At 56.7% G+C, this 15625-nt stretch carries 17 protein-coding genes, 1 tRNA gene and 2 rRNA genes; 19 read left to right on the forward strand and 1 reads right to left on the reverse strand.

Annotated features, from left to right (window positions below):
* The 3 genes from AC2AXP_RS00005 to AC2AXP_RS00015 form a co-directional block, all read left to right on the forward strand.
* A 23S ribosomal RNA gene (locus AC2AXP_RS00005) occupies positions 1-823 on the forward strand; the annotation flags it as partial.
* A gap of 102 nt (positions 824-925) precedes the next feature.
* Positions 926-1041: ribosomal RNA gene (gene rrf, locus AC2AXP_RS00010) — 5S ribosomal RNA — on the forward strand.
* Positions 1042-1130: 89 nt separating this feature from the next.
* Positions 1131-1207: transfer RNA gene (locus AC2AXP_RS00015), tRNA-Asp, on the forward strand.
* A gap of 104 nt (positions 1208-1311) precedes the next feature.
* Here the strand turns inward: AC2AXP_RS00015 and AC2AXP_RS00020 are convergent.
* Positions 1312-1701 (reverse strand): hypothetical protein, encoded by a 390-nt coding sequence (locus AC2AXP_RS00020; RefSeq protein ID WP_039991105.1) that lies wholly within the window; start codon positions 1699-1701, stop codon positions 1312-1314.
* A gap of 273 nt (positions 1702-1974) precedes the next feature.
* On the opposite strand from AC2AXP_RS00020, the gene AC2AXP_RS00025 reads away from it, so the two are divergent.
* Genes AC2AXP_RS00025 through AC2AXP_RS00100 form a run of 16 tightly spaced genes read left to right on the forward strand, consistent with a single transcriptional unit; the run spans position 1975 to position 15497 of the window.
* Entirely contained in the window at positions 1975-2685 is a 711-nt protein-coding gene (locus tag AC2AXP_RS00025) for a beta-ketoacyl synthase chain length factor (protein ID WP_004955110.1), read from the forward strand.
* Positions 2685-3503, forward strand: coding sequence for a lysophospholipid acyltransferase family protein (locus tag AC2AXP_RS00030; RefSeq protein WP_484381350.1), 819 nt, complete (start codon positions 2685-2687; stop codon positions 3501-3503). Before AC2AXP_RS00025 ends, AC2AXP_RS00030 begins: the two co-directional genes overlap by 1 nt.
* Positions 3504-3506: 3 nt before the next feature.
* The gene (locus AC2AXP_RS00035; protein WP_004955103.1) at positions 3507-3767 is read left to right on the forward strand and encodes a phosphopantetheine-binding protein; all 261 of its coding nucleotides are present in this window, start codon (positions 3507-3509) and stop codon (positions 3765-3767) included.
* 9 nt (positions 3768-3776) lie between these two features.
* A complete protein-coding gene (locus tag AC2AXP_RS00040; protein ID WP_004955101.1) occupies positions 3777-4028 on the forward strand; it encodes an acyl carrier protein in 252 nt (83 codons plus the stop codon).
* 51 nt (positions 4029-4079) lie between these two features.
* Entirely contained in the window at positions 4080-4628 is a 549-nt protein-coding gene (locus AC2AXP_RS00045; protein WP_484381640.1) for a COG4648 family protein, read from the forward strand.
* On the forward strand, positions 4595-5959 hold the full coding sequence (locus AC2AXP_RS00050; RefSeq protein WP_484381351.1) for an AMP-binding protein: 1365 nt from the start codon (positions 4595-4597) through the stop codon (positions 5957-5959). The genes AC2AXP_RS00045 and AC2AXP_RS00050 overlap by 34 nt, the downstream gene beginning before the upstream one ends.
* Complete coding sequence (locus AC2AXP_RS00055) at positions 5956-6300, forward strand: ApeI family dehydratase (RefSeq protein ID WP_004955091.1); 345 nt, start codon at positions 5956-5958, stop codon at positions 6298-6300. The genes AC2AXP_RS00050 and AC2AXP_RS00055 overlap by 4 nt, the downstream gene beginning before the upstream one ends.
* A complete protein-coding gene (locus AC2AXP_RS00060) occupies positions 6291-8003 on the forward strand; it encodes a glycosyltransferase family 2 protein (RefSeq protein ID WP_484381352.1) in 1713 nt (570 codons plus the stop codon). The genes AC2AXP_RS00055 and AC2AXP_RS00060 overlap by 10 nt, the downstream gene beginning before the upstream one ends.
* A gap of 2 nt (positions 8004-8005) precedes the next feature.
* The gene (locus AC2AXP_RS00065) at positions 8006-8434 is read left to right on the forward strand and encodes an acyl-CoA thioesterase (protein ID WP_004955085.1); all 429 of its coding nucleotides are present in this window, start codon (positions 8006-8008) and stop codon (positions 8432-8434) included.
* Complete coding sequence (locus AC2AXP_RS00070; protein ID WP_004955082.1) at positions 8431-9036, forward strand: LolA family protein; 606 nt, start codon at positions 8431-8433, stop codon at positions 9034-9036. The genes AC2AXP_RS00065 and AC2AXP_RS00070 overlap by 4 nt, the downstream gene beginning before the upstream one ends.
* Positions 9026-11329, forward strand: coding sequence for an MMPL family transporter (locus AC2AXP_RS00075; RefSeq protein ID WP_430299440.1), 2304 nt, complete (start codon positions 9026-9028; stop codon positions 11327-11329). The genes AC2AXP_RS00070 and AC2AXP_RS00075 overlap by 11 nt, the downstream gene beginning before the upstream one ends.
* Complete coding sequence (locus tag AC2AXP_RS00080) at positions 11329-11904, forward strand: DUF3261 domain-containing protein (protein ID WP_004955079.1); 576 nt, start codon at positions 11329-11331, stop codon at positions 11902-11904. Before AC2AXP_RS00075 ends, AC2AXP_RS00080 begins: the two co-directional genes overlap by 1 nt.
* On the forward strand, positions 11901-13070 hold the full coding sequence (locus AC2AXP_RS00085) for a beta-ketoacyl-[acyl-carrier-protein] synthase family protein (RefSeq protein ID WP_004955077.1): 1170 nt from the start codon (positions 11901-11903) through the stop codon (positions 13068-13070). Before AC2AXP_RS00080 ends, AC2AXP_RS00085 begins: the two co-directional genes overlap by 4 nt.
* Entirely contained in the window at positions 13067-13543 is a 477-nt protein-coding gene (locus tag AC2AXP_RS00090; RefSeq protein WP_004955075.1) for a hotdog family protein, read from the forward strand. The genes AC2AXP_RS00085 and AC2AXP_RS00090 overlap by 4 nt, the downstream gene beginning before the upstream one ends.
* Positions 13540-14271 carry a 3-ketoacyl-ACP reductase FabG2 gene (locus AC2AXP_RS00095; protein WP_484381353.1) on the forward strand — a complete coding sequence of 244 codons (732 nt, stop codon included), beginning with the start codon at positions 13540-13542 and terminating at the stop codon, positions 14269-14271. The genes AC2AXP_RS00090 and AC2AXP_RS00095 overlap by 4 nt, the downstream gene beginning before the upstream one ends.
* Complete coding sequence (locus AC2AXP_RS00100; protein ID WP_484381354.1) at positions 14268-15497, forward strand: beta-ketoacyl-ACP synthase; 1230 nt, start codon at positions 14268-14270, stop codon at positions 15495-15497. Before AC2AXP_RS00095 ends, AC2AXP_RS00100 begins: the two co-directional genes overlap by 4 nt.
* The last annotated feature ends 128 nt before the right edge of the window (positions 15498-15625 follow it).

Raw genomic sequence — 15625 nt, forward strand, 5'->3', positions numbered from 1 at the left:
AGCTTGACACTGAACATTGAGCCTTGATGTGTAGGATAGGTGGGAGGCTTTGAAGCGTGGACGCCAGTCTGCGTGGAGCCAACCTTGAAATACCACCCTTTAATGTTTGATGTTCTAACTCGGCCCCGTGATCCGGGGTGAGGACAGTGTCTGGTGGGTAGTTTGACTGGGGCGGTCTCCTCCCAAAGAGTAACGGAGGAGCACGAAGGTTAGCTAATCACGGTCGGACATCGTGAGGTTAGTGCAAAGGCATAAGCTAGCTTGACTGCGAGAGTGACGGCTCGAGCAGGTGCGAAAGCAGGTCTTAGTGATCCGGTGGTTCTGAATGGAAGGGCCATCGCTCAACGGATAAAAGGTACTCCGGGGATAACAGGCTGATACCGCCCAAGAGTTCATATCGACGGCGGTGTTTGGCACCTCGATGTCGGCTCATCACATCCTGGGGCTGAAGTAGGTCCCAAGGGTATGGCTGTTCGCCATTTAAAGTGGTACGCGAGCTGGGTTTAGAACGTCGTGAGACAGTTCGGTCCCTATCTGCCGTGGGCGTTGGAAGATTGAGAGGGGTTGCTCCTAGTACGAGAGGACCGGAGTGAACGCACCACTGGTGTTCGGGTTGTCATGCCAATGGCACTGCCCGGTAGCTAAGTGCGGAAAAGATAAGCGCTGAAAGCATCTAAGCGCGAAACTTGCCTCGAGATGAGTCTTCCCTGGGCCTTTAAGGCCCCTGAAGGAACGTTTAAGACTAAGACGTTGATAGGCTGGGTGTGTAAGTGCAGCGATGCATTGAGCTAACCAGTACTAATGATCCGTGAGGCTTAACCTTACAACACCGAAGGTGTTTTAGAGACAAAGATATTCAGCTGGTTCCGAGATTGGTTCTGATGGCTTTACGTGAAGTGAAGCGGTCGGGATGAAACAGAATTTGCCTGGCGGCAATAGCGCGGTGGTCCCACCTGACCCCATGCCGAACTCAGAAGTGAAACGCCGTAGCGCCGATGGTAGTGTGGGGTCTCCCCATGCGAGAGTAGGACACTGCCAGGCATCAAACACACGTTATCAGAGTGACACCTGATAATGGCAAAACCCAGAAGGTTTGCCGGCTTCGCAAGAAGCAACGTAACAGAACCGGTGGAGCGGTAGTTCAGTTGGTTAGAATACCTGCCTGTCACGCAGGGGGTCGCGGGTTCGAGCCCCGTCCGTTCCGCCACTTAATTGATAAGCCCTGAGTCGATGACTCAGGGCTTTTTCATGTCTAAAAATCAGCGCTGAGCAATAAACCCGGCACGTATGCCGGGCTCTCACCAGCGGCAGTTATCGAATATTTTGTCGAGCCAGTTCTAGCTGGATATCTTTGTTCAAATTCGCTACCCAACGGTTATAGTTGGAATGAATCTTTCCTTTCTCAGCATCCATATTACTGCTGCTTACATAGTTGATCTGATAACTATTGGCAGTATAAGTAACGCGAATATTGGCCGTATGGCCCCTTAACATAATCTTGCCATCGATCACGCCTTCGCCGATCGGATTCATGATCCAGCCACGGTTCAGACCAGCATAGAGTATTGCCTGGCGAATTTGCGCTGTGCTGTGGCTGCCAATGACGCTTTGGTTTATGTTCTGTACGGGAGCGGTACTGGAACAAGCATTCAGTAACATGACTGAAAATGCGGCTGCCAAGATGGGTTTTAAAAGTTTCATACTCTTTTCCATGAGAAATTACGAATGGGAAGTGCATAAAAGTTATGCGTATTTGTTTCCCTATTAAGATAACGCTACTGGTCAATGAGAACAATTTTTGATGTGCAACATTGATATAATTTTCATTAACGTGAGAATAAATGAGAAAGAGAGAATAAACTTTAATATAGACTAAACGGATATTGTGCACATAAATCAGAATTTTAGACATGCGCGATGCGGTTAAATATAATAACGTCACGGATTAAAATTACAGGTTGGTGAGAAGCTTTGATGGCGGGCCGCATGAAGATACTCAATTGGTGGGCGTTGGCCGCCAAGCTTGAAACGCGTGAAGCGTGGTTGCAATGGGCGCAACAACCGATTAGCGAGCTGTCCCAGGATCTTCCCCCTCCTTGCGCGCATATTCCGATGATGTCATTACGGCGTATGAGCGTTGGCACACGTTTGGCCGTTGAGTGCGGGCTGACATTACTGCAGCAACATTCGGCGGATATGGCAATCTTCACCAGCCGGCATGGCGAGCTGGAACGCACCTATAAAATCTTGCAGCATCTTGAACAAGAGCAGCCATTGTCGCCAACCGATTTCGCCATGTCGGTACATAATACGGCGGCGGGCTGGTTGACGATCATCGCAAAAAATCATTTGGTCACCACCTCGCTGGCCGCCGGAGAAGACAGTTTCCAACAGGGGATGATCGAAGCGCAGGCAATATTGGCCAGTGGCAGCGCAGAACGGGTATTGCTGGTTGATTTTGACGGCGTGTTGCCCGACGTCTACCACAGCTTTGTTTCCGCGCCGCCGCCGTATGCGGTTGCGTTGTTATTGGAGCAAGGCGATGAGTGGCAATGTGCACCGGTTGCCGACCAAGCCTCTCCTGGCGAAAGGCCGCAAAGTTTGACCTTTTTGCACGGCTGGTTGAACGGGCAATCAGGTTTTGTCGTACCTGGTCCGTGCCACGATTGGCGTTGGACGCAATAATGTCCTCGTCATCCTCGGCAGTCACCGATACGACTCGTTCCTCGCTGTTTAACCGCTGCTGGCGCGTCGTTGCAACCGGCTTTTGCTTTTCGCTGTTCGGCTTGGGCGGTCTGCTGCTTTCCTGCATCTGGTTCAATCTATTGCGATTGGCGATCCGCAATCGTGCGCGACGCAACCAACTGACGCAAAACGCCATTCGTCATTGCTTTCGCTTCTTTTTGGCCACCACGCGTTTTCTTGGCGTTCTGGACTATCATTTTGCCAATAGCGAACGTTTGCACGACGATGCCGGCTGTCTGGTGGTCGCCAATCACCCCAGCCTGCTCGATTATGTACTCTTGGCCTCACGCATGCCGCGTTGCGATTGCATAGTCAAAGAAGCGCTGCTCAATAACCTGTTTGTCAGTGGTGTGATCAAAGCGGCCGGCTATCTCGCCAATGCCGAGTCTGAGCGTTTGCTGGCATTATGCCAGCAGCGGCTGGCGAACGGCGGCACTCTGCTTATCTTCCCTGAGGGCACGCGCAGCACGCCGGCACAAGCGCTGGCCTTACAACGAGGGGCGGCAAATATTGCGGTTCGTAGCCAGTGTGATATCCGCATCGTACATATCCACTGCACGCCGCCAATGCTGACGAAACAGGGGAAATGGTATAATATCCCGGCGATAAAACCGCAGTTTCATATAACTGTTCAGGATAAGATCGATTCGCGCCATTTTATTCATGCGGACGATGTTTCCCCTGCCCTCGCAGCAAGACGTTTGACCCAGCATTTAACTGACGCCTTACAGTCAGATTCTATAAATAATGAGAAATAGCGAATGAATGTATTGAGCAACGAAATCAAGCAATTGATTATAGACACGCTCAATCTTGAAGGTATGACACCGGATGAGATTGAAACACAGGCGCCATTATTTGGCGAAGGGTTGGGTCTGGATTCGATTGATGCGCTCGAATTGGGACTGGCCCTCAAAAATCGTTACGGTGTGGTACTGTCGGCCGAAAGCGAAGATATGCGCCAACATTTTTATTCCGTGGAAACGCTGGCAAAGTTTGTTTCTGCACAGCGTAGCAAATAAGGGGTTTTCATGGATAAGCAACAGATTTTCGAACAGATTCAAACGCTGCTGGTCAAGCTGTTCGAGCTTGATGCCGAGGATATCACGCTCGAATCCCGCCTGTATGAAGAACTGGAACTGGACAGCATCGACGCCGTCGATCTGGTGGTTCACCTGCAAAAAATCACCGGCAAGAAAATCAAGCCCGAGATGTTCAAATCGGTGCGCACGGTACAAGACGTGGTTGATGCGATTGACGAATTACAGAAGTCTGCTGGCTGATACGGCGTTAGCTGCGTGAAACTGAACGACAGCCTGCCGAAGGTGCTGCGCATGTTGCAGCTACTGACCTGGCTGGTGCTGATGGCCTATCCGCTGGCGGTATGGTTTGGTCTTCAACGCTGGGGGAGTTCGGTACTGGCGCCGTTGCTGGCTGCGGTATTTACGCTGCGGCTGCTGTTGCTGCGGGGTGGTTTACGTCAGCAACTGTGGCTGGGAAAGGCGTTGGCAGCGCTAGGTATTCTGCTGGCATTGGCCAGTTGGGGGTTAAGACAAACCCATTGGCTATTGTATTACCCGGTATTGGTTAACGCGTTGTTGTTGTTGCTGTTTGTATACTCACTGCGTTTTCCGCCAACGGTGATAGAGCGTCTGGCGCGCATCAGTGATCCCGAACTGCCCGCAACCGGCATAGTGTATACCCGGCGGGTAACGCAGGTCTGGTGTGGATTCTTTGTGATTAATGGCGCGATTGCGCTGGCGACCTGTCTGATAGGCGATATCACGCTCTGGACGCTGTATAACGGCGGCATCAGCTATTTGCTGATGGCAGGGCTGATGGGGGGTGAATGGTTAGTGAGAGGAAGAGTGTGCCGCGCCTGAGTTTGCCGATGCATCAATGGCTCGATGCAGCGCGCGCTGCAGATACGCCAATAGCCTGGCGTGGCGAGCAAACGCTGAGTCTGGCACAGCTTCGCGCTGACGTGGCGCTCCTGAGCGCTCGCCTGGTCGAACGCAGTGAAAAACGTTGGGCGCTGTGTTTTGATGATAGCTATCGTTTTGCCGTGGCACTGCTGGCAGCGCTGTACGGCGGTAAATTGCCGGTGATTTTCGGTCACCAGCGCGAAGCCATTCTCAAAGAACAGCGGGCGGACTTTGACGCCTTGCTGACCGATCTGCCGCTGTCGCCCGGCACGGCGGTGCTGGCGGTTGAAGAAGGGCATGGCGTGTTGCCGCCGCTGCCGGCCTGGCCAAGCGATCCCCAATTCATCCTTTATACTTCAGGTTCGACCGGCGCCCCGCAAGCGGTGGTGAAGTCCGTTGCCGCGATGGACAGTGAGAGCGAGCTGCTGGCGCCACAGTGGTTACCGGCGTTACGGCATTGCCGGATCGCCGCTTCGGTTTCGCATCAGCATATGTATGGCCTCAGTTTTCGGCTGTTTATGCCGATGGCCTTTGGCCTGCCGTTTGATGCCCGGCTGACGGAGTATCACGAACAGTTGATCGCCAAAAATACCCGCTACCCGCTGGTTTTCATCAGCAGCCCAGCGTGGCTAAAGCGTCTGGATCCGGCGCTTGCCGTGTCTGAATGCGTACAGGTATTTTCTGCCGGTGGGCCATTGGCATTGGCGGAGGCTCAACTGACACAGCGGGCGCTTGGCGTACTGCCGCTGGAGATTTATGGTACGACGGAAACGGGGGCGCTAGCCTGGCGTCAGCAGAAGGCACCATCCACCCGATGGCAACTTTTTGCCGGGGTCACGCTAGCGCGCAAAGCGCATGCCATCGAAGCCGACTCGCCGCTGGTGCCGGCGCCGGTGGCGTTGAGCGATATCCTTAATCTGGCCGCCGACGGCCGCCATTTTGAACTGCTTGGCCGCCGCGACCGCATTATTAAAATTGAAGAAAAACGTCTGTCACTCGCGGAGATTGAAAAGCGTTTACTGGCATTGCCGGAGATCGCCGATGCCGCGATACTGCCGTTGCAACAAGGCGGACGTACCGTTCTGGGCGTAGCGATCGTACTTTCTGCGCTGGGAATGACTCAGCGCCAAACGCTGGGAGACGGCCGCTTTACCCGCGGTCTGCGTCAGGCACTACGCCCGTGGCTGGAGCCGGCGGCGTTGCCGCGCAGCTGGCGTATTATTCGCGCCATCCCGTTGAACGCTCAGGGTAAGCGGGCCTATGCTGAACTACAGGAACTGTTTTTATGATGCAACCCGAGGTGCTGCAGCGGCAGATGATTGATGCTACTCACGCCTGTGTGCAGCTGTTTTTGCCCGCTGATTTATTATGGTTTCGCGGCCACTTCCCGCAGCATCCGATTCTGCCCGGCGTTGCCCAGGTCAATTGGGCGATGCAATTTGCCCGAGAGCTGTTGCTGCCCGAAGCCGACTTTGGCGGAATCGAGGTGCTTAAGTTTCAGCGCCCGCTGCTGCCGCAGGAAACGGTGACGCTGGCGTTGGCATGGCAGCCGGAGCGGAATAAGTTGCTGTTCAGCTATCGCGTCGCGGCGGCCAGCGCCAGTAGCGGGAAGATCGCGCTATGCCGCTGAACGTCGAGTTTTCACCCTGTTTCCTTATTCCCTGCTTCAATCATGGCAGGATGATGGCCGGCGTGCTTGAGGCGCTGGCGGTTTATCAATTGCCCTGCCTGGTAATTGATGACGGTAGCGATGACGCAACCTGCGCTGAACTGCAGCGCCTGGCGGCGCAATTGCCGTGGGTAACGCTACGGCGCTTGTCACAGAATCAGGGCAAGGGCGCGGCGGTGATTGCCGGGCTACAACAGGCACAGCGGCAAGGCTTCAGTCACGCCTTGCAGGTCGATGCCGATGGACAGCATCAACTGAGCGATATCCCGGCAATGCTGGCTGAAGCGCAAAGGCGCCCGCAGGCGCTGATTTCCGGTCGCCCGCTATACGATGACTCGGTGCCCAAAGCACGGCTGTATGGCCGTTACGTCACCCATGTCTGGGTGTGGATCGAAACGCTGTCATTGTCGATAAAAGACAGCATGTGCGGTTTTAGAGTCTATCCGGTTGCACCAACGCTGGCGCTGGCGGCCGATTATCCGCTCGGCAAGCGAATGGATTTTGACACCGAAGTGATGGTGCGTTTGTACTGGCAGGGCGTGCCGAGTTACTTTTTACCGACCCGCGTCACCTATCCGGCGGATGGTGTTTCCCACTTTGACGCGCTGCGCGATAACCTGCGCATTTCCTGGATGCATACCCGACTGTTTTTCGGCATGTTGCCACGTATTCCGCGTTTATTGCGACTGCGCCGCCAGTTGGCGCAGCCACGGCATTGGGCCACCACGCGCGAACGACGAGGGCTGTGGGGCATACGTCTGATGCTGAAGGTGTATCGACTCTTTGGCCGTCGTGCGTTCCAGCTATTGCTGTACCCGGTTATCGGCTATTTTTGGTTAACCGGACGAGACCAGCGCACGGCTTCGCGCGAGTATCTGCAACGTCTGCAGCACGTCGCCCGGCAGCGGCGGCAAACGGTGCCACTGCCGCTTAACAGTTTCCGACACTTTATGCGTTTTGGCGATGCCATGCTGGATAAGCTGGCCAGCTGGCAGGGCGAGCTGCATGACATTACGCTGGTGGATCGCCAATGCTGTCAGCAGCAGATTGCGTCTGGCAAGGGTACGCTGATTCTGGCTTCTCACCTTGGCGATATTGAATCCTGTCGTGCGCTAGGGGAACTGGGCGCCGGTGTGAAAATCAATGCGCTGGTGTTTACCGAACATGCCGAAAGATTTAATCAGGTGATGAAAGAGGTCAATCCGCGCGCCAATCTGAATTTGATTCAGGTTTCGTCACTGGGCCCGGATACCGCCATGCGGCTGATGGATAAGCTCGACGCCGGTGAGTGGGTAGCGATCGTCGGCGATCGGACTTCCGCCGGACAGTACCAGCGCGGTGAACAGCCGCGCGTGGTGTGGAGCAGCTTCCTTGGACAGCCTGCGCCTTTCCCTCAAGGGCCGTTCGTACTGGCATCCGCGCTGCGCTGCCCGGTATTTCTGATGTTCGGCCTCAAGCAGCAGGGGCAGCTGCGAGTGTATTTTGAACCGTTCGCCGACCCGCTGGCGCTGCCGCGTGCCGAACGTCAGCAGGCGTTACAGCAGGCGGTGGATCGCTATGCCGCCCGACTGGAACATTATTGTCTGCTGGCGCCGCTCGACTGGTTCAACTTTTTCAATTTCTGGCAGTTGGCGGCTGGGCCGTCACCATCGCAAGGGCCTTAACAATGACTATCATCGACGATCCGCGCTGTTCCGCTCGGGTTGATATCACCGTACCTTTCCATGACGCCGATGCCATGGGCGTAGTGTGGCACGGCAACTATTTCCGCTATTTCGAGATCGCACGAGAAGCGTTGCTAAAGCAATTTGACTACGGCTACCGCCAGATGAAAGCTTCGGGTTACGTCTGGCCGATTGTCGACACCCGGGTCAAGTACATTGCGCCATTGCTGTTTGAACAGCGCATAACGGTGTGCGCAACGCTTGAAGAATATGAAAACCGGCTGCGTATCGGTTACCAGATTTTTGATGTGGAAAGCGGCAAGCGTACCACCACCGGTTACACCATTCAGGTGGCGGTGGAGGAGCAGAGCAAAGAGATGTGCTTTAGTGCGCCGCAGGTATTGCTGGACAAATTGGGAGTGTCATCATGAAACGTTGGATAGCGCTGGCCTTGGCCTGCTTCAGCCTGAGCGCGCAGGCGGTCACGCTGCAAGAATTGCAGCAGCGTTTCAGTCAACAGCCGGTATTGCGTGCCGAATTCGAACAGCAGCGCAGCATCAGCGGTATGACGAAGCCGCTCAACTCCAGCGGTGAGCTGGTGATCTCACAGCAGAAGGGATTGTGGTGGGCGCAACAGAAACCGTTCCCGCTGACGTTGCTGCTGGACGACCGCCGTATGGTGCAAACCATGGCCGGCCAGCCCCCACAGGTGGTGACGGCGGAAAACAATCCGCAAATGTTCCAGTTTAATCGTTTGTTGACCGCATTGTTCCATGCTGACAGCCAGGCGCTGGAACAAAACTTTGCGCTGCAATTCAGCGATGTTGGCAACCACCGCTGGCGTGTGGTGCTGACGCCGAAAACGTCGCCGCTGGATAAACTGTTTAAGCGCATTACGCTCAATGGCGAACAGTTCCTGGAAACCATTGATATCGATGACATGCAAAACGATGCCACTCATATCCGTTTCTTCAATCAGCGAACCACGCCGACAACCCTGACCGCTGAGGAGCAACAGCGCTTTGCCTCCTGAACTGCATCGTCGTGCGGCGTTCGGCTGGCTGGCCGTTTGTCTGCTGTTGATTGCCGCGCTGTGCTGGCTGTTGCCGCGCAGCCAGATCAACAGCAGCGTGTTGGCGCTGCTACCGAAGCAGCAATTGGCTAACGTACCGGATGCTCTGGCAGAGGGCTTTAGCCAGCGGCTGGATCGCCAACTGATGTGGCTGGTCAGCCCGCCGCCGGGCGGCGACGCCGCGGCGGTCAACTGGTGGCAGCAACAATTACAGCGCCTGCCTGAGCTGCAACAGGTTGGTGGGCCGATGGATGCTCAGCGTCAGCAGCAGTGGGGGCAATTCTTTTATCAACATCGCAACGTTTTGCTGGATAACGCAACGCGCCAGCGGCTTTTGCAAGGGGCAGAAGCCCAGAGCCAGTGGATCCTTGGCCAGCTGTATTCGGCCTTTGCCGGCGTCAGCGGCAAGGAACTGGCCAACGATCCTTTGCTGTTGGTACGAGGAGCGCAGCTGGCGCAACAGCAAAACGGCGGCACGTTGGGGTTGCGCAACGGCTGGCTGGTGGCGCGCGATCGGCAGGGGCGTGACTGGTATTTGCTGCACGCGGAGCTGAGCGCATCATCCTACGATATCGGCAGTGCGCGGCGCACGGTGGACAAACTGGCCGATCTGCAGCGTCAACTGCAACTGCGCTGGCCTGGCAGCGAAGTGCTGAACCGCGGTACCTTGTATTACAGCAATTATGCCAGCCAGCAGGCTGAGCGCGATATTTCTACCATCGGGCTGGCGTCGGTAGCCGGCGTGTTCCTGCTGGTATTACTGATGTTTCGTTCGCCACTGCCGTTGTTGCTATGCGCGCTGTCGGTGAGCGTTGGCGCGTTGGCGGGCACCGTCGCAACCTTGCTGGCGTTCGGTGAAATTCACGTTATGACATTGGTGCTGAGCGTTAGCATCGTGGGTATTTCAGCGGACTACACGCTGTATTTTCTAACTGAGCGCATGGTGCATGGCGGTGAATCCACGCCGTTGCAAAGTTTGCAAAAACTGTTTCCGGCATTATCGATGGCGCTACTGACTACGGTGGTGGCGTATCTGGCATTGCTGATCGCGCCGTTCCCCGGTTTGCAGCAGTTGGCGGTTTTTGCCGCCGCCGGGCTGAGCGCCGCCTGCATCACGGTGATCTGCTGGTATCCGCATTTATCGCGCCGCTTGCCGGTGCGGCAAGCGCCGGGGCTGACCTATATTCTGCGCTGGCTGCACGCCTGGCGCAGTCGTCGGCCGTTGCGTATTGGCCTGCCGCTAGCCATCGCATTACTGCTGGTCATCGGTTTCAGCCAACTGCGGGTGGATGACGATATTGGCCAGCTACAGGCGCTGCCGACGGAGTTCCAGCGGCAGGAACAGCAGATTGCCACGCTGACCGGCCAGCATAACGATCAAAAATGGCTGGTAGTGTACGGTCAGGATGCGCAGCAGGCCTTGCAGCGTCTGGAGCTGTTGCAACCTCGACTGGCCCAGGCACGACAGCAGGGCATCTTGAGCGATTACCGGTTACTGCCACTGCCTTCACAACGGCGACAGGCGCAGAATATCGCGCTGCTCAAGCGTGTCGCGCCACAGGCAATCGCACAATTACGGCAGGCCGGCGTGGCGGTAGCGCCGGCGGATATGCATGCCGAGTGGGTAACGCCGCAACAATGGTTGAACAGCGTCGTCAGCGAAGGCTGGCGTCTGCTGTGGCTGACGTTGCCCGATGGGCGCAGCGCGGCATTGGTGCCGGTAAGCGGCGTAACCAACAGCGCAGCGATGCAAACATTGGCGCAGCAGGTGCCGGGCGTCGGCTGGATTGACCGTAAAACCGAATTCAGCCAGCTGTTCGGACAATATCGACTGTATCTATCGTATTTATTGCTGCTGTCGGTTGCGGCTATCACGTTGATTTACCTGTGGCGGTTCGGGCTGCGCCACGGCCTGCGTTGCATGGTGCCGACGATACTGTCGCTGGGCGGCGGCATTGCGGTATTGGCGCTCAGTGGGCACTCGCTGAATCTGTTTTCGCTGCTGGCGTTGGTGCTGGTGCTGGGCATCGGGATTAATTACACGCTGTTCTTTACCAACCCGCGCGGCACGCCAACTACCTCGATGTTTGCGATTTTTATGGCGGTATTCACCACCCAGCTCACCTTTGGCATGTTGGTGTTCAGCCATACCCAGGCTATCAGCAGTTTTGGCATTGTATTAAGCAGCGGCATTGCGTTGGCATTCCTGCTGGCGCCGCTGACGATTGTAAAAAGAAAACGAGGGAAAGCCTGATGCGCGCTTTATCGATGATGTTGGTACTGGCCAGCGTACTGCTTGGCGGTTGCGTCGGGCGGCAAACGCCTACGGCGCCTCAGGCCTGGCTGAAACCGGGCGTTAGGGTCAACTTGCCGGCACCGACGCTGGCACGGTCGTTCAGCCAGCAACAGTTGCTTAGCGCAGAGGTCAACGGCCAGCAGCATGCCATGCTGGTATTGCTGAACGCCGATGGCGAACGTTTGACGCTGGTGGGCATGTCGCCGTTAGGCATACGTTTGTTCACCCTTGGCTACGATCGTCAGGGCATTCACACCGAGCAGTTGATCAAGGTCGGCGAATTGCCTCCGGCCAGCCAGGTACTGGCCGATATCATGTTGAGCTATTGGCCGATAACCGATTGGCAGGCGCAACTGCCGGTCGGCTGGCGGTTGCAGGACGACGCCGAAACGCGCCGCCTGTATGACGATCGCGGCATGCTGATTGCCGAGATCCGCTATCAACAACAGGCGGGGCAACGCCAGCCGATTTCCGTGCGTCAGACGGCATTCCATTACCACATCAGTATCCAGAATCTGGGGAGTGGACAATGATTTATTTCTCTGCCGTCGGCATGGTGAATGCGTTGGGGAATAATCTGCCGCAGATTGCGCAAAATCTGGCGGCGGGACAGGCGCCGGGGATGCAACAGCAAACGCACTGGCTGATCGGCGACAAGCCGTCATGGTTTGGGGCGGTAACCGGAGAGCTGCCACCGATACCGGTGGCGTTGAGCCGTCACAATTCCCGCAACAATCGTTTGCTGTTGGCGGCTTTGGCGCAGATTGCCCCGCAGGTCGACGAGGCGATTGCCCGTTACGGCGCTGAACGTGTGGCGGTCATTATGGGCACCAGCACTTCGGGGATCCACGAGGGAGAACTGGCGCTCAAGCATTATCAGGATGGGAAATGGCCTGACGGCTATCATTACCAGCAACAGGAATTGGGTGACCCAGGGCAGTTTCTTAGCGCACTGCTGGGCACGCGAGGGCCGGCATATACGCTGTCTACCGCTTGTTCTTCCAGCGCGCGTGCGATCATCAGCGGCAAACGACTGATTGAGGCAGGTCTGGTGGATGCGGCAATTGTCGGTGGCGCCGACAGCCTGTGCCAAATGCCGATCAACGGCTTTGACAGCCTGGAGTCGCTTGCTGCCACGCGCTGTACGCCGTTTGCCGCTGGCCGTAGCGGGATCAATATCGGTGAAGGGGCGGCGTTGCTGTTACTGACGCAACAGCCGGCAGCGGTGGCGCTACTGGGGATAGGGGAGTCCTCCGATGCCTGGCATATGTCGGCTCCGCATCCGCAAGGATTGGGCGCAGAACGCGCCATCACCATGGCGCTGCAGCAAGCAGGATTACAACCGCAGGATATTGGTTATATCAATCTGCACGGCACCGCGACGCGCCTGAATGACTCGGTAGAGGCGCAGGTGGTGAACCGGCTGTTCGGCGGTGGCACGCCGTGCAGTTCGACCAAGCATTTGACCGGCCACACGTTGGGCGCAGCGGGCGCGATAGAAGCCGCATTGAGCTGGTTAGTGCTGAGCGCGCCGCTGGCCTTGCCGGCGCAGGATTTCAGCCTGGCCGCGCGTGACGAGACGCTGGCCGAGATCAATCTGCTGGCTGCGCCGCAACCGCTGGGCAAGCGCGCCATTCTGTCAAATTCCTTTGCCTTTGGTGGCAATAATGCCTGTCTGTTACTGGGAGACGTGCCATGAATCAGTCTTATCAGCCCGCCGAGTATTATTTACCACATGCGGCGCCGATGGTGCTGTTGGAACAGGTGCTGGCGGTGACCGAGGACGGCGCCTGCTGCGCGGTCAGCGTCAGTGCGGATGGCGTGTTGGCGCCGTTCCTTGATGCGCAAGGCGCGCTGCCGGCCTGGTACGGCATTGAACTGATGGCGCAGACGATTGGCGTATGGAGCGGTTGGCATGGCCGCGTCGGTGGGCAGGCACCGCGCCTGGGCATGTTGTTGGGCGGGCGTGGCATTACCAGTACACAGCCGGCGTTTGCCGCCGGTTGCGAGCTGGTGGTCAGCGTACGACAACTGCTGTGTGATGAAAAACTGGCCAGTTTTGAATGTGACATCACGATTAATGCGCTGCGCGTTGCGCACGGCAGGCTCAATACCTATCAACCCGATCAACAAGAAATAATTCAATTAACCAGCCCGGAGAGAGACGCATGACGCGTTCCGTTTTAGTGACAGGTGCCAGCAAAGGGATCGGACAGGCCATTGCCTGCCGTCTGGCGGCGGATGGCTTTTTAGTCGCGGTGCATTACCACCGCGATCGGCATGGGGCGGAGCAGACCTTGCAGCACATCGCCGCGGCCGGTGGGCAAGGGCGCCTGATCCAGTTTGACATCAGCGACCGGGCGCAATGCCGCGAACGGCTCGAGCAAGATATCGAACGGCACGGTGCTTACTATGGCGTAGTGAACAATGCCGGTATCACCCGCGATGGCGCATTTCCGGCGCTGAGCGACAGCGATTGGGACGGGGTGATCCACACCAATCTCGACAGTTTTTACAACGTATTGCACCCCTGCGTCATGCCGATGATCGGTTTGCGTAACGGCGGGCGGATCGTTGCGCTGTCGTCGGTATCCGGTGTGATGGGCAACCGCGGGCAGGTGAACTACAGCGCCGCCAAGGCCGGCATCATCGGCGCCTGCAAGGCGCTGGCCATCGAACTGGCGAAGCGGAAAATCACCGTAAACTGCATCGCACCGGGGCTGATCGATACTGGCATGATTGACATGGAGCCGGTGGCGCTGGATCAGGCGATGCGCGCTATTCCGCTCAAGCGCATGGGCTCGGCCGACGAAGTGGCGGGGCTTGCCAGCTATTTGATGTCGGATATTGCCGGTTACGTAACGCGGCAGGTAATTTCGATTAATGGAGGGATGGTATGACGCACAGGGTAGTGATTACCGGGATGGCGGGCGTAACGGCGTTCGGTGACAACTGGGCGGATGTTTCACACCGTCTGCAACAGGGTCAAAATGCGGTGCGTTACATGACGCACTGGGAGCAGTATCAAGGGCTTAATACTCACCTTGGCGCACCGGTGGATGATTTTGCGCTGCCGGTACACTATACCCGCAAGCGCATTCGCTCCATGGGGCGGGTATCGCTGCTGGCGACGCGTGCCACCGAGCTGGCGCTGATGCAGGCCGGGTTGCTGGACGATGTGGTACTGACCAACGGTGCGACCGGCATTGCCTATGGCTCGTCCACCGGCAGTACCAAGCCGGTGAGCGAATTTGCCACCATGCTGACCGAAAAGCACACCAACAACATCACCGGCACTACCTATGTGCAGATGATGCCGCACACCACGGCGGTGAACGCCGGGCTGTTTTTTGGCCTGCGCGGACGGGTGATCCCGACCTCTAGCGCCTGTACCTCGGGGAGTCAGGCGATCGGTTACGCCTACGAAAGTATTCGGCACGGCTATCAGACGCTGATGGTAGCCGGCGGTGCCGAAGAGCTGTGTCCTTCTGAGGCTGCGGTCTTCGATACGCTGTTTGCCACCAGTCAGCAGAATGATACGCCCGAGTTCTCCCCGCGGCCGTTCGACAGCCAGCGCGATGGCCTGGTGATCGGCGAAGGGGCCGGCAGCCTGATTCTGGAATCGCTGGAGCATGCGCAGGCGCGCGGTGCGACCATCTACGCTGAAATTATCGGTTTTGCCACCAACTGCGATGCGGCACACATTACGCAGCCGCAGCAGGAAACCATGCAAATCTGTATGCAACAGGCGTTGGCCGCTTCTGGACTGAGCGCCGCCGACATTGGCTATATTAGCGCGCACGGCACGGCAACCGATCGTGGTGATATTGCTGAAAGTCAGGCAACGGCGGCGATCTTTGGCAATCGTACGGCGATTTCATCAATGAAAAGCTATTTTGGCCATACCCTGGGCGCCTGTGGTGCGCTGGAAGCCTGGCTGGCGATTGAGATGATGCGAGAAGGGCGTTTTGCGCCGACCATCAACCTGACGCAACCGGACAGCGCCTGTGGCGATCTGGACTATATCATGGGCGAATATCGTAATATTGATACCGAGTTTGTTCAGTCGAACAACTTTGCTTTTGGCGGTATTAACACTTCTCTGATACTGCGCCGCTGGGCGTAACTGCTCTTTGGCCGGGCTTGCTCCGGCCATTATTGCCCGTTACTCAAAAGTGTTATGCGAAACCTGACATTTTTGCTCAACAACGGCGCTGTCATACTCCTCTCAATGAATGAAATCCAACCCATTGA

The organism is Serratia sp. Sp408, assembly GCF_057180665.1.